Annotated in this window: 21 protein-coding genes and 1 riboswitch; of the genes, 8 read left to right on the forward strand and 13 right to left on the reverse strand. The window is 67.3% G+C overall.

Annotated elements, in window-relative coordinates; genetic code table 11:
- Positions 1–53 precede the first annotated feature (53 nt).
- A complete protein-coding gene (locus ACWCPQ_RS27820; RefSeq protein ID WP_449904269.1) occupies positions 54–890 on the reverse strand; it encodes a mycofactocin-coupled SDR family oxidoreductase in 837 nt (278 codons plus the stop codon).
- A gap of 236 nt (positions 891–1,126) precedes the next feature.
- Positions 1,127–1,735: a TetR/AcrR family transcriptional regulator gene (locus ACWCPQ_RS27825; protein WP_449904272.1), complete on the reverse strand. Its 609-nt coding sequence runs from the start codon at positions 1,733–1,735 to the stop codon at positions 1,127–1,129.
- A gap of 224 nt (positions 1,736–1,959) precedes the next feature.
- Between ACWCPQ_RS27825 and ACWCPQ_RS27830 the strand changes: the two genes are divergently transcribed.
- Positions 1,960–3,237 carry a cytochrome P450 gene (locus ACWCPQ_RS27830; protein ID WP_449904274.1) on the forward strand — a complete coding sequence of 426 codons (1,278 nt, stop codon included), beginning with the start codon at positions 1,960–1,962 and terminating at the stop codon, positions 3,235–3,237.
- Between the two features lie 199 nt (positions 3,238–3,436).
- On the opposite strand, the gene ACWCPQ_RS27835 is transcribed toward ACWCPQ_RS27830, so the two are convergent.
- On the reverse strand, positions 3,437–4,114 hold the full coding sequence (locus ACWCPQ_RS27835) for a TetR/AcrR family transcriptional regulator (RefSeq protein ID WP_449904276.1): 678 nt from the start codon (positions 4,112–4,114) through the stop codon (positions 3,437–3,439).
- Between the two features lie 109 nt (positions 4,115–4,223).
- Between ACWCPQ_RS27835 and ACWCPQ_RS27840 the strand changes: the two genes are divergently transcribed.
- Both ACWCPQ_RS27840 and ACWCPQ_RS27845 read left to right on the forward strand, forming a co-directional pair.
- Complete coding sequence (locus ACWCPQ_RS27840; RefSeq protein WP_449904278.1) at positions 4,224–4,946, forward strand: carboxymuconolactone decarboxylase family protein; 723 nt, start codon at positions 4,224–4,226, stop codon at positions 4,944–4,946.
- 15 nt (positions 4,947–4,961) lie between these two features.
- A complete protein-coding gene (locus tag ACWCPQ_RS27845) occupies positions 4,962–5,792 on the forward strand; it encodes a mycofactocin-coupled SDR family oxidoreductase (protein WP_449904280.1) in 831 nt (276 codons plus the stop codon).
- Between the two features lie 66 nt (positions 5,793–5,858).
- Here the strand turns inward: ACWCPQ_RS27845 and ACWCPQ_RS27850 are convergent, their stop codons facing one another.
- A complete protein-coding gene (locus ACWCPQ_RS27850) occupies positions 5,859–6,272 on the reverse strand; it encodes a Dabb family protein (protein WP_449904282.1) in 414 nt (137 codons plus the stop codon).
- A gap of 118 nt (positions 6,273–6,390) precedes the next feature.
- Here ACWCPQ_RS27850 and ACWCPQ_RS27855 point away from each other — a divergent pair, with 118 nt between their 5' ends.
- On the forward strand, positions 6,391–7,071 hold the full coding sequence (locus ACWCPQ_RS27855) for a TetR/AcrR family transcriptional regulator (protein WP_449904285.1): 681 nt from the start codon (positions 6,391–6,393) through the stop codon (positions 7,069–7,071).
- A gap of 11 nt (positions 7,072–7,082) precedes the next feature.
- Here ACWCPQ_RS27855 and ACWCPQ_RS27860 read toward each other — a convergent pair whose 3' ends face one another.
- Positions 7,083–7,466, reverse strand: a complete 384-nt coding sequence (locus tag ACWCPQ_RS27860; RefSeq protein ID WP_449904287.1) for a winged helix-turn-helix transcriptional regulator — start codon at positions 7,464–7,466, stop codon at positions 7,083–7,085.
- Positions 7,467–8,116: 650 nt separating this feature from the next.
- On the opposite strand from ACWCPQ_RS27860, the gene ACWCPQ_RS27865 reads away from it, so the two are divergent.
- The 3 genes from ACWCPQ_RS27865 (at position 8,117) to ACWCPQ_RS27875 (ending at position 10,270) form a co-directional block, all read left to right on the forward strand.
- Positions 8,117–8,851, forward strand: a complete 735-nt coding sequence (locus ACWCPQ_RS27865; protein WP_449904289.1) for a hypothetical protein — start codon at positions 8,117–8,119, stop codon at positions 8,849–8,851.
- Positions 8,848–9,456 (forward strand): hypothetical protein, encoded by a 609-nt coding sequence (locus tag ACWCPQ_RS27870; RefSeq protein WP_449904291.1) that lies wholly within the window; start codon positions 8,848–8,850, stop codon positions 9,454–9,456. The genes ACWCPQ_RS27865 and ACWCPQ_RS27870 overlap by 4 nt, the downstream gene beginning before the upstream one ends.
- A 139-nt stretch (positions 9,457–9,595) precedes the next feature.
- Entirely contained in the window at positions 9,596–10,270 is a 675-nt protein-coding gene (locus ACWCPQ_RS27875) for an NADPH-dependent F420 reductase (RefSeq protein WP_449904293.1), read from the forward strand.
- A gap of 161 nt (positions 10,271–10,431) precedes the next feature.
- Here ACWCPQ_RS27875 and ACWCPQ_RS27880 read toward each other — a convergent pair whose 3' ends face one another.
- From ACWCPQ_RS27880 to ACWCPQ_RS27900, 5 genes are all read right to left on the reverse strand, one after another.
- Positions 10,432–12,186 carry an alpha/beta fold hydrolase gene (locus ACWCPQ_RS27880; RefSeq protein ID WP_449904295.1) on the reverse strand — a complete coding sequence of 585 codons (1,755 nt, stop codon included), beginning with the start codon at positions 12,184–12,186 and terminating at the stop codon, positions 10,432–10,434.
- Positions 12,187–12,256: 70 nt separating this feature from the next.
- Positions 12,257–12,811 carry a TetR/AcrR family transcriptional regulator gene (locus ACWCPQ_RS27885; protein ID WP_449904298.1) on the reverse strand — a complete coding sequence of 185 codons (555 nt, stop codon included), beginning with the start codon at positions 12,809–12,811 and terminating at the stop codon, positions 12,257–12,259.
- 56 nt (positions 12,812–12,867) lie between these two features.
- Positions 12,868–14,133: a diguanylate cyclase domain-containing protein gene (locus ACWCPQ_RS27890; RefSeq protein ID WP_449904300.1), complete on the reverse strand. Its 1,266-nt coding sequence runs from the start codon at positions 14,131–14,133 to the stop codon at positions 12,868–12,870.
- A 28-nt stretch (positions 14,134–14,161) separates the two neighbouring features.
- Positions 14,162–14,971 carry an SAM-dependent methyltransferase gene (locus ACWCPQ_RS27895; RefSeq protein WP_449904303.1) on the reverse strand — a complete coding sequence of 270 codons (810 nt, stop codon included), beginning with the start codon at positions 14,969–14,971 and terminating at the stop codon, positions 14,162–14,164.
- 433 nt (positions 14,972–15,404) lie between these two features.
- A complete protein-coding gene (locus ACWCPQ_RS27900) occupies positions 15,405–16,472 on the reverse strand; it encodes an NAD(P)H-dependent amine dehydrogenase family protein (protein ID WP_449904306.1) in 1,068 nt (355 codons plus the stop codon).
- A gap of 522 nt (positions 16,473–16,994) precedes the next feature.
- Here ACWCPQ_RS27900 and ACWCPQ_RS27905 point away from each other — a divergent pair.
- Positions 16,995–17,438, forward strand: coding sequence for an NUDIX domain-containing protein (locus ACWCPQ_RS27905; RefSeq protein WP_449904308.1), 444 nt, complete (start codon positions 16,995–16,997; stop codon positions 17,436–17,438).
- A 106-nt stretch (positions 17,439–17,544) separates the two neighbouring features.
- On the opposite strand, the gene ACWCPQ_RS27910 is transcribed toward ACWCPQ_RS27905, so the two are convergent.
- The 3 genes from ACWCPQ_RS27910 to ACWCPQ_RS27920 form a co-directional block, all read right to left on the reverse strand.
- Complete coding sequence (locus tag ACWCPQ_RS27910) at positions 17,545–18,585, reverse strand: PDR/VanB family oxidoreductase (RefSeq protein WP_449904309.1); 1,041 nt, start codon at positions 18,583–18,585, stop codon at positions 17,545–17,547.
- Between the two features lie 120 nt (positions 18,586–18,705).
- On the reverse strand, positions 18,706–19,038 hold the full coding sequence (locus ACWCPQ_RS27915) for a DMT family transporter (RefSeq protein WP_449904311.1): 333 nt from the start codon (positions 19,036–19,038) through the stop codon (positions 18,706–18,708).
- A 1-nt stretch (position 19,039) separates the two neighbouring features.
- Complete coding sequence (locus tag ACWCPQ_RS27920; RefSeq protein ID WP_449904312.1) at positions 19,040–19,354, reverse strand: DMT family transporter; 315 nt, start codon at positions 19,352–19,354, stop codon at positions 19,040–19,042.
- Between the two features lie 10 nt (positions 19,355–19,364).
- Positions 19,365–19,431: riboswitch (guanidine-III (ykkC-III) riboswitch) on the reverse strand.
- Between the last annotated feature and the right edge of the window lie 56 nt (positions 19,432–19,487).

Here is a 19,487-nt window from a genome sequence, read left to right on the forward strand (position 1 = left end):
GAAAAAAAGGCGGCGGCGCCGTAGGTTTCGTGCCGCGGCGCCGCGCTGCCGGGCTATTTCAGGAGACTGCCCGCGTCGACGGGCAGTGGCAGGCCGGTGATGTACCGCGCTTCGTCGGAGGCGAGGAACAGTACTGCGTTGCTGATGTCCACCGGTTCGACCCAGCCCACCGGTAGGACATGCATGAGCCGGGCCACGGGAGCGAAATCGTCCGGGCCGGGGTTCTCGAGGTCGGGCCGGAACAGTTTCATCGTCGCCTCGTTCATGAACATCGGGGTGTCGACGTTGGTGGGCAGGACCGAATTGACCCGGATCGAGTGCTGGCCCAGTTCCACGGCGAAGCTGCGCATCAGGCCGATCACCCCGTGTTTGGCGGCAATGTAGTGGCCGGTGTTGGCGTAGGCCTTCAGGCCGCCGACCGAGCTGGTGAGCACGATCGAGCCGCGCCCGGCCGCCAGCAGATGCGGTACTGCGGCTTTCACCGTTTTCCAGACTCCGGAGAGGTTGATATCGATCATGGTCTGCCAGTCGGATTCACTGGTCTTGTCGAGTGTTTCGCCGCCGTTGCCGATACCGGCGTTGGCGACGACGATATCGAGGCGGCCCAGTTCGCCCACCCCGGTGTCGAGGGCGTTTAGCAGCGCGTCGTAGTCACGGACGTCGACTTGCGCGGTCACGATGCGCCGGCCGTGACTCTCGACCAGCGCGACGGTTTCGGCCAGGTCTTCCGGTGTCGAGGGTGCGATATCGTCGCTGCCGCTGACCGGTCCGCACACGTCGACGGCAATGATGTCGGCGCCCTCCTGTGCCAGTCGGACCGCGTGGCTGCGGCCTTGTCCGCGTGCCGCTCCCGTGATGAAGGCGACCTTGCCTTCGACCCGCGTGCTCATGAACCACCTCGTTCTGTTGCTGAACGACCATCGCCCCGGGGCGTCATGGTCGCGGAGATCGGTCACAGTTTGATCGACCGATCAAACTGTGACACCGGGTGGTCCGGGCTGTCAACGGTGAGATGGGATTCCTGCAGTAGAAGTGCCAGTTCGCGGGCGGCGACACCGAACTCCCGATCCGTAGCGCGTGTGCTCGCCCTCATCCGATCGATCGAATCCGGGTGGGCGGGCGGTTCTCACTCGCGCAGTCGTCCGGGCGCCGCCGCCTCCGGGCGGTACCGGCTCATCAGATTCTCGACGAATGTGCGCAGCTCGGCGTGCCCCTGCTGCACTCCGACCGCGCCCTCGTTGCACAGGATCCGCGCCGCGCCGGTGAGCAGCATCGATACGACCACCGGTGGGTATTCGGTGATATCGACCCCGCAGGAGCGCAGGACGAGGGTGACGGCGGCGGTCTCGATATCGCGTACCCGTTCGGCAAATGTCTTCAGCTCCGCCCCGACCGCCTTGCGATGGTTGGCCAGAGCCATGAATTCGGTGTTCAGCTGGGTGAACCGGGCATCGGTGTTGATCTCCCACAACACCTGCAGCGGATCATCTGCGATGAGGGCCTGCCGCATCCGGTCCAGCGCCTTCTCCCCGCCGGCGCGCATCACCGCGACGAACAGGTCGTCCATCGTCGGGAAGTAGTAGTACACCAGGGCCGATTTGACTCCGGCCACGGCCGCGACGCGGCGGGAGGTCGCCGCGGCGTAGCCCTCTTCCCGGATGATCTGAGCGGTCGCCTCCATCAATCGCGCCCGTGTCCCGGTGTCGTCGGTCTCGGTGCCACGTTTCGTCGGCATTCAACAGCACCGCCCGGAGGTGCTGATCGTGGACCGTTTCGCGAAGATCCCCGCACCTCTTGACCGACCGAAATGCCGCATGGTAACCATGGTCCACCCTAACATTTTATCGATCGATCAAATTCTGGCGGCGTACCGCGACCGGTCGCCGTGTTCGATCGGAGACCGGAAAGGCTTCGCGGCAGCGGTGCCGCGAAGACCTGTATCGAAAGGCTGGCGAGCCGATGACCGACCTTGCCGCACGGGACTTCTTCTCCGATGAAGCCATCGCCCAGGACCCCTACGAGTACCTGGACTACCTGCGCAGCCGGAACCCGGTTTTCCGGGAACCCCACTACGGCGTTGTCGCGGTAACCGGGTACCGAGAGGCCGACCAGGTATTCCGCAATACCGCCGACTTCTCGGCTTGCATCTCCATCGGTGGCCCGTTTCCGCCGTTGCCGTTCGAGCCCGCCGGCGACGACATCTCCACTCAGATCGCCGAACATCGCCACCGGTTCCCGATCTTCGAGCACATGGTGACCATGGACCCCCCGGACCACACCCGCGCGAGATCCCTGCTCAACCGCCTACTGACGCCGAAGCGGCTGAAGGAGAACGAGGAGTATATGTGGCGGCAGGCCGATCGCCAGCTCGAAGAATTCCTGGACGCGGGCCGCTGCGAGTTCCTCGCGGACTATGCGAAGCCGTTCGCCACCATGGTCATCACCGATCTGCTCGGCGTGCCCGAAGCCGACCGGGAGCGGTTCCGCCGAACCCTGGCCGGGGAGGGCTATCCCGGTAGCCGGGTGGGCGCCCTCGATCACGAGCCGGTCGGTCTCAATCCGCTGGAGTGGCTGGACGAGACCTTCGGTGCCTATATCTCCGACCGGCGCCGCGACCCCCGCGGCGATGTTCTCGGCACCCTGGCCACGACTTCCTATCCCGACGGAACCCTGCCCGAGGTCATCGATGTGGTGCGCCCCGCCACCTTCCTGTTCGCGGCGGGCCAGGAAACCGTGACGAAGCTGCTCAGCTCGGCGGTCCGAATACTGGCCGAACGTCCCGAATTCCAGCAGCGACTCCGCGCCGACCGCAGTCTCGTCGGCAATTTCATGGAGGAATCCCTGCGTACCGAAAGCCCCACCAAGGTCGACTTCCGGCTGGCCCGCCGCAACACCACTCTCGGCGGCGTCGATATCCCGGCCGGCACTGTGGTCATGCTGTGCATCGGTGCCGCCAACCGCGACCCACGTAAGTTCGAGGATCCCGACGAGTTCCGTCTCGACCGCCGTAATGCTCGCGAGCACATCGCCTTCGGCCGTGGTGTCCATACCTGCGCCGGAGCGCCACTGGCCCGGGTGGAGGGGCAGGTCACTCTCAACCGGATGCTGGACCGGATGAGCGATATCGCGATCGACGAGAGCGCGCACGGAACCGGCGACGCACCCCGCTACGAGTACGAGCCGACTTTCCTGTTGCGTGGGTTGCGCGATCTGCACATCACCTTCGCGACCGTCTGACCTGTCCCGGCGGCGCCGCCGAGTGGTTCGGGGCCCACGGTGCGCATGATCACCGGTGCCGCGCCGCGCAATCCGCCGCCGGTGTCGCCGGATCCCGGCGGGAAAGCCGTCACCGCGCCCGATGTGCGGACGGCTTCCCCTCTCCGGTGTACGGCGACGCCCGCCGAGGTCGGCGAGCGGGCCCGTACCCCGGTGGCGCCTACGGGAGTGCGCGCAGGGCGGGCTGTTCGAACCGGGATGCCGCCAGCGCGTCCAGGGTCTCGGTCGAGGGGGGTGTGGCCAGCAAGGCCACCAGCGTATCCAGGAGTTGGCCGATATGGACCGCGAACGGCGCGACGGCAGAGCCCGCCCTGCGCATACGGTGCCGGTCCGCGCAGACGTGCAGGCAGACCGACGACGCCTGATGGATGCGGATATCCCGTAAGGGTTGGGGCACATGGTCGATGAGGGCTCCGACGCGCGCATAGTAGGCGCGTTCGGAGTCGCGGTGGGTGGCGGGCAGTTTGTCCAGTGGGTGGATATCCCGGACGAGCTGTTCGAGGAACGACAGGTAGTAGCAGTTCTCGTCCTCGGCCAGTTCCATCAACGGCAGCTGATGGGCCTCCACGACACGGCGCAGATCATCGCCGGGCAGGCGCGCCTCCAGCAGGCGTCGGCGCCGCGTCAGATCTTCGACGCGATTGAGCAGGATCGCATCGATCAGGCCCTGCTTGGACCCGAAGTGGTACTGCACGGCCGATTTGTTGCCCATCCCGGCTTCGTCGCCGATCCGGCGCAACGGTACGCCGTCGAGGCCGTGCATCGCGTAGAGCCGTTCCGCGGTGAGCACGAGCTGCTGTTTGGCGGAGAGGCCAACGGGGGTTGCCGACTCGGTCATGGATCAATCAAACCACCCTGGACATTTTTAAGTCTAAAGCCTTAATGTTTTGTCGAACGAATTAAAAACCAGGAGATAGGTAGGCGCCATGGAGAGCTATCGGTCCGTGATGACTGTCGACCCACCCGAAACCGGTACACCGTTCGAGCGTGTGGCGCGTGACTTCGTCATCGACCAGGTGTGGTCGCGACCCGGATTGACGCGGCGCGAACGCCGCTGGGTGACACTGACCTGCGTCGGTGCGGCAGACGCGCAACAGCCGATCGAGGATCAGATCTTCGCCGCACTCAACAGCGACGACATCACCATCGACGAGATGCTCGAATTCGTTCTGCATTTCGCGGTGTACAACGGCTGGCCGAAGGCCTCGCACCTGGAGGGCGTGATCCGCCGCCAATGGGCCCGCGTGCGGAACGCGCGGGGGCTCGATGCGACGGTCCGGCCGCCGGACGACGCCGAGTTGGGTTCGACCGACCGGTCCGAGCGCATCGCCGCAGGGACCCGGGAGTTCATCGACGTCAACCTGATCGATGCCCCGGCACCGGACACCCCCTACATCCACGCGGGAATCCTGAACTTCGTCTTCGGCCACGTATGGCGGCGCCCTGGGTTGGGCCGCCGTGATCGCCGGTTCATCACCGTCGCCTCCGTCGCGGTCTGTGACGCGGCCCTGCCGCTGGCCTCGCACGTCGGCTCGGCGCTCGGATCCGGCGACATCACCAAAGCGGAGATGGACGAGGTCGTCCTGCAACTCGCGGCCTACTCCGGCTTCGCCAAGGGCGAGGCACTGCACGCCACGGCCGAGGCCGCCTGGGCCCGGCTGGGCCACTGAGAGAGGACGAGAACCATGCCAGGACTGGACGGGCGCGTCGCGTTCATCACCGGCGCCGGCCGCGGTCAAGGCCGCGCCCACGCGATACGGCTGGCCCGCGAGGGTGCCGATATCATCGGCATCGATATCTGCGAGAACATCGCGTCGATGACCTATCCCAACGCCGACGAAGCCGACCTCGCCGAAACCGCGAGACTGGTGCGCGAGCAGGGCCGCACCATGATCGCCCGCAAGGCCGATGTCCGCGATTACCACACCCTGTGTGCGGCGTTCCAGGACGGATACCGGCACTTCGGCCGCCTCGACATCGTCGTCGCCAATGCCGGAATCATCCGGATGGGCCCCGAATCCGCCGACTTCCTCGCCGACTGGAACGACGTCATAGACACCAACCTCACCGGCGTCTACCACACCGTCCGTGCCGCACTACCGGCCATGCGCGAAGGCGGCCGCGGCGGCTCCGTCGTCATCACCAGTTCCACCGCCGGGCTCAAGGCCTCACCCTCGCTCAACGCCAGCGGCAACGCCTATGCCGCCGCCAAGCGCGGTGTGGTCGCGCTGATGCAGGGTCTCGCGGGATATCTTGCACCCGAGTGGATTCGGGTGAACACCATCCACCCCACCGGAGTCGCCAGCGGCATGACCCACAACGACGCCATGCGCGAACTGATGGAACAGGCGGCGGCCGGCGGGCATAACTCGATCTCCGGTATGCAGAACGCCCTCCCGCTGCAGATGCTGGAACCCGAGGACATCGCGAACGCGGTCGCCTATCTCGTCTCCGACGAGGCGAAGTTCGTCACCGGCGTCCAGTGGCCGCTGGACGCCGGCTTCATGATCCGCTGACGGTACGCGGCCGGCCGCGGAAACCGGCCGGATCTCGGGTATGCCCGTATCGCGACCCGAAATCGGCTACGAAGGGGTTTCGGTGGCGATGGTGCCGTCGACGACCTCGGCCAGCATCCGGCCCCAGTCGGGGTAGGTGCGCACCTTCTGCAGGTGCAGGTCTTCGATCTTCGCGGTCAGTTCGGGATCCGGATCGTCGGAGAGGCGGACCGCGGACAGGCGCGCGAAATGCGGCAGGATATGCGGATCGCCGGCCAGGTGTACCGGGTCGTGTAGGTAGCGTTCGAGCGCGGCCAGGTCGGCCACGGCGGCGGTGTAGGCGTGGGTGAATCCGTCGCGCGGATCGCCGATATCGCGGCCGACAACGCCGAACTCGACCGAATCGACGCTCGCCGTCCGGCGCATCCGCTCCAGCGCGTCGGCCTGTACGTCCGGCGGGACATCGGCTTTGAAGCTGAACCGCAAGATGTTGACTATCATCCCGAGACCTCTCATTTGAACCAGTGAGTTCAGATTATCTATCCGAAAGGTTTTGTCAATGGTTCGAATTTTTGAACCGCTCGGTTCAATGCCGGGCTGCAGGGATTAGCATGGAACAGTGCGTGCGCGAGTAGAGGACGGCCCCGCCGCGGGGCGGATCGACAAGCGGCGGGCGATCCTGGAGGCGGCTTTCGCCGTCTTCGCCCGGCTCGGTTACGAACAGGCCGGTGTCCAGGAGATAGCCGCGGCGGCCGGGGTGGCCAAACCCACCGTCTACAACCATATGGCCGACAAGGAGAGCCTGCTGCGGGAATCTCTGCTGGCAGCGGCCGACCGGGTCGGTGCCGAATGCCTCGCCGCGGTGGAGCGCCTACGCAGTACCGGGCCCGATCTCGATGCGGCCCTGGAGGATACGGCGCGACAACTGCTGCGTATCTGTGCCGGAGACACCTCGCACGCCCTGCGCCGGCTCGCCGCCGCGCAGGCCAATCGGTTACCCGATCTGGTCGTGGAGGTCCGGGAACGCACGGCCACCGGCACTTTGCACGCGCTCACCGACCGGCTGGGCATGCTCGCCCTGTCCGGTCGCTTGGCCACCACCGACCCGGCTACGGCGGCCGAACAGTTCCTCGCGTTGCTCACCGGCCCGCTGGAGAACCGATCCGCGTACGGCACCCGCAAGGTCCCGTCCGCCGAACTCGGCGCCGTCGCGCGCGCCGCGGTGCGGACGTTCCTCGCCGCCTACGGAGCCGGTCACGAGCGGCCGGATCGCTCCGGCTCGGATCGAAATATGTCCTGACCGTCACCCGTTCACTCGGATCTCCGCAGTGGCGGATCGGCGCCCTCGGGTACGCGGAGTTCGTCACCGTACTCGCGAACCCAGGCGGCCAGGGCGCGCAGCGGCCCCTCGACAAGGGTCGCGCCGAGCTCGGTCAGGCGGTACTCGACCCCGGGTGGCGTGACCGGATCCGGCCGCCGGGCCACCAGGCCCCGGCCGAGGAGACGCCGCAACGCCTCGGTGAGTGTCTTGTCGCGGATACCGCCGATCTCGATGCGCAGGTCGACGCGCCGCCGGGGGCCGTCGGCCAGTGCGGCCAGGACCACCGGGTCCCAGGTGTGGGCGAACAGGTCCAGGGCTCCGCGCAGTCGGCAGTCGGCGATCGGGTCGGCGCCGCGGTGGTCGTATCCGGTCATCGCTCACCAGCTTTGTCGGCCGGTACGCACCGATCGGTGCGTACCCGGATTCCTACGGTAGCCCTCTTCCCGGCAGCGCCGACATGGCGGAGTCGACAGCGTCGACGGCAATGGGGCGCAACTGCGCCGCCGGACGTCGACAACGGTCTTCCGTTCATCGAGTTCAGGTCGGTGGTTGCGGTGGCGGTGATCCGGTCGATGTTCATCGGGCCCGCGTCGCGGTGGAGTTCGTTCCGGTGCGCCGAGAGAGTAGCAAGGATCGGTATTCCACTGCCACGGAGCAGGTTTCGAGGGAAATATGCGGCAGGATTCCGATAATCGGATCTCGTCGGTCGCCGTCCCCGGAGAGTATGGATATCGCTCTCCGTCGCCGAGGCTCGGCTGCTCGAACCCTGTCACCGCGCTTCGGCGAATTACGCCATATATGATGACTGCCGGGTGATGCTCCTGTGGAGACAGTGGCAACCGCACCCGTATTTCGACTGCCTTAGATGATCGAGGAGATGAGTTTCGATGACCTCGATCCCCAGTCTTGTGCCGCGCATTTCCGCCGACGCGTCCGCCTGTGTATTCGGTACGGCAGAACTCGTCGCTCAATTTGTATCTGCAGCTGTCCCGGTGGCGACGTTCGGGTGAGTGACCGTGTGGCCATGACCCTGGCCCGGATACTGAAAGATCTGGAACGACTGACGGGGAAAGAAACGCAGGCCTGGCGAAACACCGAGAAGGACCTGACCCGACTCGTCAGAAGAGATATCGATGGCAAGCTCGCTGTCAATCTGCGCGGCGCGCCCGATATCGTCGGACCCAGCGAGCGACCGTGGCATCCGACCGGCCCGAAGGCAACTCCTGTCGCCGAAGTGCCTGCGCCGTCGCGTCCGCCCGCGGCTCGGTACAAGACGATCGAAGTCGATCCGGAATTCATCGGCGAGGACAAGCCCGGGAATACCGTGTATCCCGGCCAGCAGGTGAAGTATCTCACCGAGGAGGAGCGCCGCCGCTACGAGATCCGCGTGATCGACGAAAAGCTCTATGACTCCGACAACAAGCTGTACGACACAACCAAGGCGAAATCTCTCTTCTGGGGCTCGAAATCGAGTGCTACCTTTGTGATGGACGCAGAGGGTCGCTTGTATTCATCCCTGATATCCGAAGCCGGAGTATTTCAGCACTCCAGCTACCTGGCCGGCGGCCCGGTTGCCGGAGCCGGCACAATTCGCGTGGAGAAAGGGGTCCTGAAGGAATTGACCAACGAGAGCGGACACTACAAGCCGAACAGGGCGATGACGATACAGGTCGCGCAGCGCCTACACGAACTGGGTGTACCGATGCGTGACGTGGATGTGTTGGTATTCAGGGCGATATATCGTCCGAACCAACGGTGACGAAGCGGAAGTTGCCGCCGGTGGAAGAAAAATCGGATGCTGTCGTAAACGCGATTATCCATGGAATAGGGATCGCAGATTCGATCGAACCGGGGTTGGCCGCGCATATCGCCGCCGACCTGCTGAGCAGTCCGCTCTGGTCGCTGACTCCGGACGAAGAATATCGCGCCATCGCTGACGCGCTGAGTTCCGGACAGGATCTCGGAGACAGGGTCGGCGCCAGGTTCTCCGATGGGGAGATACGCGGACTGCTCGTGGAAATTTCTGATCATATGGACGAAGCGAGACCGTGGCCGGACAGTCCGTTCTCGATTCTGTCCGGAGTGGAGTCGGAGTATTTTCCGATCGGACCGATAGCGCGGTTGGATATTTCATGGCCGAGGATAGAGGGTGAACTCGGTAAAACGTTCTCTCGCTCGGCCGGCGGGCGTCAATACCTTGCGGTTCGCCTACGCTCCGGGGCGGAGATCGCGTTCGTCTGGAGTCCGGGCGAATCCGGAACCTCGGTCATGTCCGCCGATCGCGATCTATCCGCTTCCGCAGTGATCGACGAGATCATCGACGCCACGGATCTGACCCATCGGGATTTCATCCACACCCGATGAGCCGTTACGGACCGGCGTCGCGGTAGTCGTAGCCGGTCATCGTTCACCAGCTTTGTCCGCGGGTACGCACCGATCGGTGCGTACCCGGATTCCTACGGTAGCTGTCGCAGGAGACGCGCTGACGTGGAGGAGCCGAGTGATGCGGATCGCAATTCTGGGAACGGGCCATCTGGCCGAAGCGCTCGGCGGGTGCTGGGTACGCGCCGGGCACCGGGTCGTCGTGGCCGGACGGACGCCGGAACGGGCGGCGGCACTGGCGGGGCGGCTGGGCCCAGCTGTGGGTTCGGGGCTCGCCCGGGACGTGGTCCGCGACGCGGACGCACTACTTCTCGCGGTGCCCTGGGACGCGGTCGATGCGGCGGTGGCGGCCGCCGGCGGTGCCGAGGGAACCCTGGCCGGGGTGCCGATCATCGACCCGACCAACCCGGTCGGGCACGGGGTGGGGGTGGTTCTGAATCCGCCGGGGCTTTCCAATGCCGGCCGGATCGCCGCGGCCGCGCCCGGTGGCCGGGTGGTGAAGGGATTTCATCTGGTTCCGTCCACGCAGTGGGGTGCGGCCGGTCCGGTGACCACCGTTCCACTGTGCGGTGACGAACCGGACGCGTTGGCGGTGGTCGCGACCCTGGTGCGCGATGCCGGCGCGGAACCGGTCGTGGTGGGATCGCTGGCGCGGGCGCGGCAACTGGAGGAGGCGGGCGGGCTGTTCATCACGTTGGCGTTCGCCGGGGCCGACCCGCGGAGTGTGGCACCCGCGCTGCCGCCGGTGCGGCCGGCGGAGGTGCCCGGTGGGTCGGATGCGGTGCCGGCCTGGTAGTTCCTGCTGTTCGATCGGCTCGTATGCCGGTGCCGTCCACTACCCGTGCCGGGGCCGGTCCGGCGCCGTCGGCGATCTCGGGCGGCGCCGGGCAGTGGCCGGTGCGGACGCGGTCGATACGCCCGGTCGGTCGGTAGGACGCCGACCGGCCGGGGGACGGTTCAGCGCCCGGGAGCGGCGATCTCCGCTCGCGGTCCGCGGTCCCTGGCCTCCTGCCGGGCCGCGTCGAGTACCCGGGCTACCGCACCGGGATGCGTGAGATGCGGATGGTGACCTGCACCCGCTATCTCGGTGACCGGGATGTCGACCGCGGTGGCGAGCGGATCGCCGGACCCGACGACGATATGGACCGGCACGGTGAGCTCGTCGAGGAGACGGCGTGCGGCTGTTCGTGCGCGCGGCCGGCTCGCGGCGCGCAGGGCCGCCGACGTGCGTCGCGCGACACCCGGCCGCCGTAGATTCGCCTGCGCGCTCTCGATCGCCGGGCCGGGCGGGATGCCCAGGGCGGTGGCCAGCCGTTCGGGAGACAGCCGCCGCAGAAGCGCCGTGGCGATCGGCGTGCGCAGAAATCGGGGTCCGCGCGGTTGCAGGAAGGCCGGGGCCACCAGCACCACACCCGCGACCCGGTCCGGATGCGCTGCCGCGTATCGGAGCACCGGTACGCAGCCGAGAGAATGCCCCACCAGGATCGGCCGGCCGGTGACCGGGGCCATGAGGTCGTCGAGCCACCGGTCCGGATCGCCGGTAGCGGGCGCGGATCGCCCCAGGCCGGGCAGATCCGCGGCGAGGGTCGGTGTATCGATCAGAGCGCGGACCTCGCGCCAGGCGTCGCTGTCGACGGGAAGGCCGTGCAGCAGTACGAAATCCGGGAGTTGCCGTTCACCGGAGACCCAGAGGCCGTGGTCGAAGCCCGCCGCCGGATCGGCCTGCGCGGTACCGAATCGGCTGCTCACCAGGTGATCCGCCCAGGCGCGCAGCACAGCCTCGGCCGGTGGGGCGGTGAGTCCGGCCCGTTCGGCCACCGCGTCGGCCGCGGACGTGTCATAGCGATCCCCGGCGACGAAGGCCAGCCGCTCCCGATCCACGCCGGTCAGCATGCGGGGCAGCCGTGCCACCAGTGATATCGGAATGGTGAATCGTGGGGCACGGACGTGCATATGCTCGGCCAGCAGCCGGATCATCGCCGGTAGCGGTGGGCTCGCCGGGTCGAGCACGGTGTAGTACCTACCGGCTGTATCCGGATCTTCCGGGAGCAGGGTGAGGAAGTCGGTGAAGTAGCCGAGATCCACGATCGGCAGCAGGGTTTCGGTATCACCGGGTAGCGCCGGCAGCGCGCCGTTCCAGAGGTCGCGGACCAGTTCGGCCAGGCCGATGTACTGGCCCGGGCCGAGAACGCTGCTCGGATTGGCGATGGTGAGCGGGACCCCGGCGGCTGCCGCCTGTTCCCGGAGTACGGCATCGGCTTCGAATTTCGAGGCGCCGTAGGCGCCGACCGCGTAGTCGTGTTCGGCGGAATCGGGCACGGTCACCCGGTAGCCGGTGATGTGGACCAGCCGGCGCAGATGCGGGCGGTTCGCGGACCAGTGCAGAACGCGGACGGCACCGTCGATGTTCACCGCCCGGGCGACCACGGGGTCGAGACCGAAGGAGAACCGGGCGGCGCAGTTGTACACATCGCGCACCCCGTCCAGGTGCGCCGCACCGAGTGCGCCGAGTCCGGGATCGGTGATATCGCAGTCGAGTACGGTCAGGCGGCTCCGGTCGAGATCCCGGTCGGCCAACCAGGACAGGAGCCGGGGCGCGGAACCGGGGCGGACCGCGGCGGCGACGGTACGGCCCTGTTCCAGCAGTCGGGCGACGAGTGCTCGGCCGATGAATCCGGCCGCGCCGAAGACGACAGTGTCGGGAGGGTTCATAGCTATTTCCTAACTGGACTGGTCTACATATTTTGACGGCGTGTGAAAGCCCGAGCCGGGATGGGCGGGATCAGAGCAGGGTGCGGGCGACGCGGGCCGCGCGATCGAGTGGATCGCGGCTGCGATGGGTACGAGCGAGCAGTAATGCGCCCTCGACGAGCGCGAGCAGGGCGACCGCCAGATCCTCGGCGTCTTGATATCCGGCGGCGCGCAGCACGATGCGCAATGCCTCGGTCCATCGGGTGTAGACCTGTGCGCATGCCTGCTGAACCGTCTCGTTGGTACCCGAGACCTCGAGTGCCACCGTGGCGACCGGGCAGCCGTTTTCCCAGTCGGAGGCCTCGAGCCGATCGGCGAGCAGGGCGATCAGCCCGGCGACGGCGCCGGCCGGATCGCTGAGGTCGGCCTCGTCGAGCGCGGCGTCGATGAGACCGCGAGCCTGGGTGACGGCCGCGGCGACGAGTTCGTCCTTCCCGCCGGGGAAATGGAAGTAGAGCGAACCCCGTGGGGTCTCGCTGTCGGTGAGGATCTGGTTGAGTCCGGTGCCGAAATAGCCGCGACGTTCGATCGATGATCGGGTCGCTTCGATCATTCGCTGCCTGGTCTCGGCTCCCTTGGCACCCATAAGCTGAAAGTAGACCGGTCATCATAAAAATGCAACCGGTCGTTCCCGCGGTCGGATCAGGAGCGTGACCGGGCGGCCTTGTTCCGGTACATGGCGATATCGGCGGCCTGCATCGCCTCGTCTATCGCGGTCGGAGCCTCGTCGAGGTAAACGGTGCCGATACTGGTTCCGATGCTGATCGACTGCTGCCGGATGGCCATCGGTGCGCCGAGTGTGGCCAGCAGGTCCGCATGCATGGCGGCGAGCCGGTCGGCACCGGAACAGCGTTCGATCATGGCGATGAACTCGTCGCCGCCCAGGCGTGCCGCCACGCCGCCGGCCGCGGTCACGATCCCGTGCAGACGCACCCCCACAGTGCGCAGCACCTCGTCGCCCACCGAATGCCCCCAGCGGTCGTTGATCTCCTTGAACCCGTCGAGATCGAGGTAGGCCACCCCGACCGGCGGCGTCGCCGCGGCGAGCCGGTCGAAGAAATACCCGCGATTGGGCAATCCGGTGAGTTCGTCGTGATTGGCGTCGTACCAGAGCCGGCGGGCGAGCTCCCGGCGTTCGGTGACATCGACGGCCACGCCGATCAGGAAGCGGATCCGGCCGAGATGATCCCGGACCGCCGACATCGACAGATCGATACCGGCGGTCGACGCGTCGGGACGCCGGTAGTCGATCTCCAGCCGGAACCGGTCGATTCTGCCCGCGAGCAGCTGGGTCATCCGGTCGTAGGCGGCGCCGACATTGTCCGGCCCCACCAGATCGATCACCGGGCGGCCGGGCATCTCGCCGACATCGAGGCCGAGCATTTCCGCGAACGTGGCGTTGGCCTCCAGTACCCGTCCCTCGGTATCGACGGTCCCGATTCCCACCGAGGCACCCGCGAACACCGCGGCGAACCGCGCCTCGGACAGTTCCCGCCGCCGCTCGGCCTCCTGGGCGGCGGCCAGTGCCGCGGCCATCGTCGTCTCCTGCTCGGCCAGCGCGACCGTACGAAGGGCAGCCGTATAACCCGTGGCGAACTCGGCGGCGACCAGGATCGCGCGCTCGCGTATCGCGTCGCGGCCGGGGTCGGTCCGGTACAGCCGATCGGCCATGGGCCCGCAGATGAGCGCGACCGTACGACCCACCACCTGGGGGTCGCGGTAGTTGGCGCCGGCCAGTGCCGCGGCGGCTTCCCGGGCGATACCGGGTTCTTCCCGGCCGCGGAGCGCATCCACGAGCCGCGCCGTCCATTCCGCCAGCAGCTGCTCGATCCGGTCCCGGGTCAGCGTCGGGGCGACTGTGCCGTCGAGCGCGTCCGCCCAGGCGACGGCGAGTTCCCGTACCGTCACGGCCGTACCCGCCACCGAATCGGGTGGCTCAGGCTTTGCACGCCACGCCGGCCAGGCCGAGTGAGCGGCCCGGCTCTTCGTGCCGGTCCCGATCCGATTCCGGACGCCACAGCGGTAATTCGACCACGCCGGGTTCCACCGGCCGCCAGCCGTCGAACATCTCGGTGATCGCGGCGCGTGAGCGGAAATGGATCCCCACACCGTTGCCGACGGCCGACGACGCGCCGAGCCGGGCGGCGTCCTCGGGGCGCTGCGCCGAGGACAGATGGGAGAGGGCGAGATAACTGCCGGGCGCCACCGCCTCGCGCAGCGCGGCCACTTTGGCCGCGGGCCGCTGGTCGTCGGAGAGCAGGTGCAGGACCGCGAACATCAATATTCCGACGGGCCTGTCCAGATCGACGAGGCCGGTATCGCGGATCCGTGCCAGCAGATCCGCCGGATCGCGCAGGTCCGCTTCGATCGCGCCGTAGCGCTGCTCACCCACCAGGATGGCGCGGGAATGCGCGACGGCGATGGGGTCGATATCGATGTAGAGGACACGGGCCGGCGAACTGCGTTCCCGCACGATCTCGTGCACATTTCCGGCGGTGGGTATCCCCGACCCGATATCGATCAGCTGGGTCACCCCCTGGTCGAGAAGGAACCGGACCGCCCGGCGGAGAAACGCCCGATTGCTCAGCGCCAGTCGCGGCAGGTCGGGTACCAGAGAACTGCCGCGCTGGGCGGCGCGCCGGTCGGCCTCGAAATTATGTGATCCGCCGAGCAGCGCGTCGTACATCCGCGCCGGGCTCGGCTGCGCCATGTCCACACCCTCGGGCGCCCATGCCGGCCTGTCCATCTCGTCCCCTCTGCGCTCGATACCCGTCGGTGCCCGGCAGTGGAATGACCGGGCCGGGCGGCGGGCCACTCGCGCGGCACCTCGGATCGCCCGTGGTACGGACGTCCGGCGCCGGTACGGCGGCATGTCTGCCGACCGGTCGGCGCTGTGCGAATGATAGCCCGTAACGCCGCGGACGGGTCGTGGCGCTGCCGTCGACACAGCGGGATGCCGATGTCGATTTCAGCGAAAGCAGCTGTCACACAAGCGAACAGGATCCCGCGCTGTTGTCCCGTGAGGTGCTCGCCACAGTGGCGGGCCCAATCTTTTTCTGCCCCGATGGTCGGCCGGGTCGTCCGAGTGCGGTAGACGCGAGCGAATGCGGTGGCGGCCGGGCTCGCGGCGACGGACCGGGCACCACGTGACCGGTCGGCGGAGTCCCTGGTCGCGTCAGTTAGTCGAGGCCGGATACGACCCCGTGTGGCCGGATGAACGGTAGATCGTTATAGGTGGCGATACCTGGGGCCGCGGCGACCACGGCGGGAATCGCGTTGATCACCGGCATGGCCGTCATGATGTGCCCGAGTGTCATGAAATCGGCGATGGTCTCCGCCTGGAAATCCGGTGGCGGCAGAAAACTCACCACATTCTTCACTGTCGGCCGGCCGTCCACCTGCAGGATCCAACCGTCCTGGTCGATCTTCCAATCCGGTTCCAGTGTCGGGCCTTTACGCCAGCGCACCGTCAACTCGACCAGGGTGCGGCCCGCGACGATCCCCTTCCAGCTCGCGAACACGCCCGCTACACAGCCGGCCGGGATCGTCCACGAGCCGAGGTCGAGATCTGCGGTGGTCTGTGCGAATTCGGCGTCGCAGCGCACCTCGTCGAGGTCCACGCCCAGCGCGTCGGCGATCATCCGGACGGCCTCACCGAACACCGCGGTGCCTTCGGCCGCCATCTCCGGAAGAGCCGGGTTGTCGATCGGTTGCCCGAAGCCCACCGGGCGCTCGGTGGCGGGTGAGTCGTAGAAAGTGGTGTCGGCGGCTTCGCTGACGGTCACTTTGTCGACCCGATCGCAGATACCGGCCGATACGATGGCCAGCAGATCGATGAACCCGGGGCTGATACCGGAGCCGAATATCGTCGAGCCGCCGCGGCGGCAGGCTTCGGCGATCCGGTCGCGGCCGGGCCCCTGCCGGTGGCCGGTGATGAACGATGCCGTCGCGACCACATCGACGCCCGCCGACAGAATGCGGACGAGTTCGTCCACGTCGATCCACATGGGGTTGTAGACCACACAGTCGGGTTCGAGTGCGAGCAGTGCGTCGATATCGTCGGTCGCCGCGACGCCCAGTGGGTCGATCCCGCACAGGTCGCCGATATCGCGACCCACTTTCGCCGGGGCCCACGCATAGCAGCCGACGAGTTCGAGAGTGGGGTTCGCGACGATGGCGCGTACCGAACTCTTTCCGACATTGCCCGTCGTCCACTGGACGACTCGATACCGATCACGCTCGCGCACCCGCCCAGGATAGAGCGGCCCGCCCCATTCGGGAACAATAACTCCATTTTACGAGAATTGAATTCTCCTGCCTGCGGTAACCGGTTCCGTTCGCGGGAGGGAGAGGCCGAGGGCCGCGCACGGCGGAATCCGGACTCCGGGGACGCGCCTGGGCCGCCGGGTTCGTTACATCGAGGTATCCGTCACGGCGAGGTATCCGTCACAGCGGTGACCGCGCGTCGGCGGACTCGTCGGACGCTCGCGTCCGCGGTCCCGCGGCCCCCGCCACGACCCGCGGTCGCGAGTGCGAAACCGCTGTAATCCGTTGGTGACGAATCCCGTTCGAAACACCTCCGGTCGCGTAAGCACCCTTGCCGGGCGGGGTGACGGCGACCCAGGGTGGCGCTGCCGGGTATCGCCTCACGTGGTGTCGGTTCGGTCGATCGCCTGTCATCCGATGGTCACGGCGCGGTAATATCGAAACGCTCGCCTGCGGCGTGGTCGCGGGGAGTCCGCCCGATCGAAGGTTGGTGAAACCGGCACATGACGGTATCCATGTTCGACGAGACCCTGCCACGTGGCGAGCGGGACGGGGTCGGACTGCGGGTGGGCGCGATAATCGACCGGGGTGGGGAAGTCCTTCTGCTCGAACTGCCCAGTAGTGGCCCGATTCGTCCCACTCTGAAACTGCCCGGTGCGACGGTGGAACCCGGGGAGTCGGTATCCGGCGCTCTCATCCGCGGTATCCACGAGGAGACCGGGCTGACGGTGACCGATATCCGGCACCATATCGGCGATTTCGACTATCTGTCCCCGGCCGGAAAACCGGTGCGGCGGTTGCACTTCGCCGTCGAGGTCGCCGCGACCGGACCGGTCGTGCTGAGCGCGCACGCCGCCTACGAATGGGCGCCGCTCAACGGCGACCTGCACGTGACGTCTTCCATTCAGGGAATTCTCGACAGCTATCGGGAACTGGCCTACCCCTGATCGTCGGTTCGGTATCCGGTGCGTCCACCCGGTACCCACACTGCGGAACGCTGCGCGCGACCTCGTCGAACGCGTTGCCCCGGGCATCCGGACGGGGCCTTCCGGGTCAGAGGTCGACGACCAGTGCGTCGCCCGCCGCCCGTGACACGCAGGGGAGCAGATGAGTAGTGCGTTCGGAATCGGGGAGCGTCCGATCGCGGTGGTCGACCGCACCCGCGAGGACCGCGGTCCGGCAGGTACCGCAGAAGCCCTGGCGGCACGAATAGGCGGCATCGGGGACGACTCGGCCGATCGCGGCGAGGGTGGTCTCCTGCGCGCCCACCCGGATCGTGCGGCCTGTGCGTGCCAGGGTCAGATCGAACTCTTTCCCGTCGACCACCGGAGGCGCGGAGAACTGTTCGGTATGTAGTGAGCCGGTGGGATTGTGCTCGAACATGCTGCGCCGGGCCGCCGCGAGCATCGGCGGCGGGCCACAGACGTATACGGCCGCACCGGCCGGCGCGGCCGCGATCAGGTCCGGGATATCCGGTGGACCGTATTCGTCGTCGGGGCGGATATCCGCGCCGGGCAGCTCCGCGACGAACGGCATGGTCGCACGGGAACGTCCGGTGTAGATCAACCGGCCGTTCCCGCCCGCCGCGCGGACCATCGGCAGGATCGGTGTGATACCGATACCGCCGGCGATGAACAGATAGGCCGGTGCCGCAACGAAGGTGAACGCGTTACGCGGGCCCCGGGCCCGCAGTTCGTCGCCGGGGTGGATATCACGGTGCATCTCCAGTGAGCCGCCGCCGCCGGCGGCGATCCGGCGTACCGCTATCCGATACCGGAATCGTTCCCGTGGATTTCCGCACAGCGAATACTGTCGCTGCCGGCCGGAAGGCAGGAAGAGATCGATATGGGCGCCCGGCCGCCAGGCCGGTAACCGGCCGCCGTCGGCGGCGCGCAAGGCGAACCCGAGGACCTCGTCGGCTTCCTCGGATACGGCTTCCACCACCAGTCGAAGACTGAAACCGTTCCGGCGCACCGGATTCGGACGAGACAGCAGTGGGGCGGCGGGACCGGAGACGAAAAGGCTCCGATACGCGTCGATCACCGTGCCGAGGGCCCGTAGCGGCCCGGGTGGGACGAAATCCGGGACGCTCACCGGATACTCCGACTTGCCATGGCGGTCAGCTTACAAAGCGAACCAACTCGCCTGCCACGTCGAGTCCGGGCCGGATGAGCGGTGTCCGCGCGGCGACAGCGCCGCCGCGCGGAACATCCGCTATTCCTCGGTGTCCCGGTGCGGGACCAGTTCCAGGCCGATGACCGCGACCACGATTCCCGTCAGACAGACGAGCTTCGCGGCAGTGACCGCCTCACCCCCGGAGATCATCGCGTACGCCACCGTCAGGGCGGTGCCGACGCCGGTCCAGACCGCATAGGCGCTACCGATCGGGATATCGCGTACCGCCCGGGCCAGCCCGAGCATGCTCGCCACCAGGGCGACGAAGAAGACGGCGCTCGCCACCGGTTCGGTCAAACCGGCCGATCTGCCGAGTGCTGTCGCCCAGATCGCTTCGCAGAGGGCGCTGGCCAGCAGAATGATCCATGCCATCTCAGCTCACCGCCTTCAGGCCCACGACGGACACGATCAGCAGGGAGAGCAACAGGATCCGAGCGGTACCTGCCCGTTCCCGGCCGGTGAGGACGGCCCACACCACGGTCAGTGTGGCGCCGACACCCACCCAGACGGCATATGCGGTACCGGTCGGCAGATCGATCATCGCCCAGGCCAGGCCGGCCATACTCAGGACCAGGGCGATGACGAACAGGACGGTGGGTTTCCAGCGGCGGAAGCCGTGCGATGCGGACAGTGCGGCGGCCCAGACGGCCTCCAGCACACCCGAGAGCAGCAGGACGAGCCAGGACATGACGAACCCTTCCGAGTCAGTCTTGTCGCGATGCGGGTACTGCTCCCTCGTCCGCGAGCCCGATCGCCGGGCTCCAGAGGGGTAACGAACGGGGGACTGCCGGAATTCCCGGTGGTGAGCGGAACCACCACCG

It is taken from the genome of Nocardia sp. NPDC001965, from assembly GCF_053594175.1.

Bases quoted from the DNA above. Each gene is read 5' to 3' on its own strand.
- ACWCPQ_RS27820 (WP_449904269.1), bottom strand. From the start codon at position 890: ATGAGCACGCGGGTCGAAGGCAAGGTCGCCTTCATCACGGGAGCGGCA.
- ACWCPQ_RS27825 (WP_449904272.1), bottom strand. From the start codon at position 1,735: ATGCCGACGAAACGTGGCACCGAGACCGACGACACCGGGACACGGGCG.
- ACWCPQ_RS27830 (WP_449904274.1), top strand. From the start codon at position 1,960: ATGACCGACCTTGCCGCACGGGACTTCTTCTCCGATGAAGCCATCGCC.
- ACWCPQ_RS27835 (WP_449904276.1), bottom strand. From the start codon at position 4,114: ATGACCGAGTCGGCAACCCCCGTTGGCCTCTCCGCCAAACAGCAGCTC.
- ACWCPQ_RS27840 (WP_449904278.1), top strand. From the start codon at position 4,224: ATGACTGTCGACCCACCCGAAACCGGTACACCGTTCGAGCGTGTGGCG.
- ACWCPQ_RS27845 (WP_449904280.1), top strand. From the start codon at position 4,962: ATGCCAGGACTGGACGGGCGCGTCGCGTTCATCACCGGCGCCGGCCGC.
- ACWCPQ_RS27850 (WP_449904282.1), bottom strand. From the start codon at position 6,272: ATGATAGTCAACATCTTGCGGTTCAGCTTCAAAGCCGATGTCCCGCCG.
- ACWCPQ_RS27860 (WP_449904287.1), bottom strand. From the start codon at position 7,466: ATGACCGGATACGACCACCGCGGCGCCGACCCGATCGCCGACTGCCGA.
- ACWCPQ_RS27865 (WP_449904289.1), top strand. From the start codon at position 8,117: ATGACCCTGGCCCGGATACTGAAAGATCTGGAACGACTGACGGGGAAA.
- ACWCPQ_RS27875 (WP_449904293.1), top strand. From the start codon at position 9,596: ATGCGGATCGCAATTCTGGGAACGGGCCATCTGGCCGAAGCGCTCGGC.
- ACWCPQ_RS27880 (WP_449904295.1), bottom strand. From the start codon at position 12,186: ATGAACCCTCCCGACACTGTCGTCTTCGGCGCGGCCGGATTCATCGGC.
- ACWCPQ_RS27885 (WP_449904298.1), bottom strand. From the start codon at position 12,811: ATGGGTGCCAAGGGAGCCGAGACCAGGCAGCGAATGATCGAAGCGACC.
- ACWCPQ_RS27895 (WP_449904303.1), bottom strand. From the start codon at position 14,971: ATGGACAGGCCGGCATGGGCGCCCGAGGGTGTGGACATGGCGCAGCCG.
- ACWCPQ_RS27905 (WP_449904308.1), top strand. From the start codon at position 16,995: ATGACGGTATCCATGTTCGACGAGACCCTGCCACGTGGCGAGCGGGAC.
- ACWCPQ_RS27915 (WP_449904311.1), bottom strand. From the start codon at position 19,038: ATGGCATGGATCATTCTGCTGGCCAGCGCCCTCTGCGAAGCGATCTGG.
- ACWCPQ_RS27920 (WP_449904312.1), bottom strand. From the start codon at position 19,354: ATGTCCTGGCTCGTCCTGCTGCTCTCGGGTGTGCTGGAGGCCGTCTGG.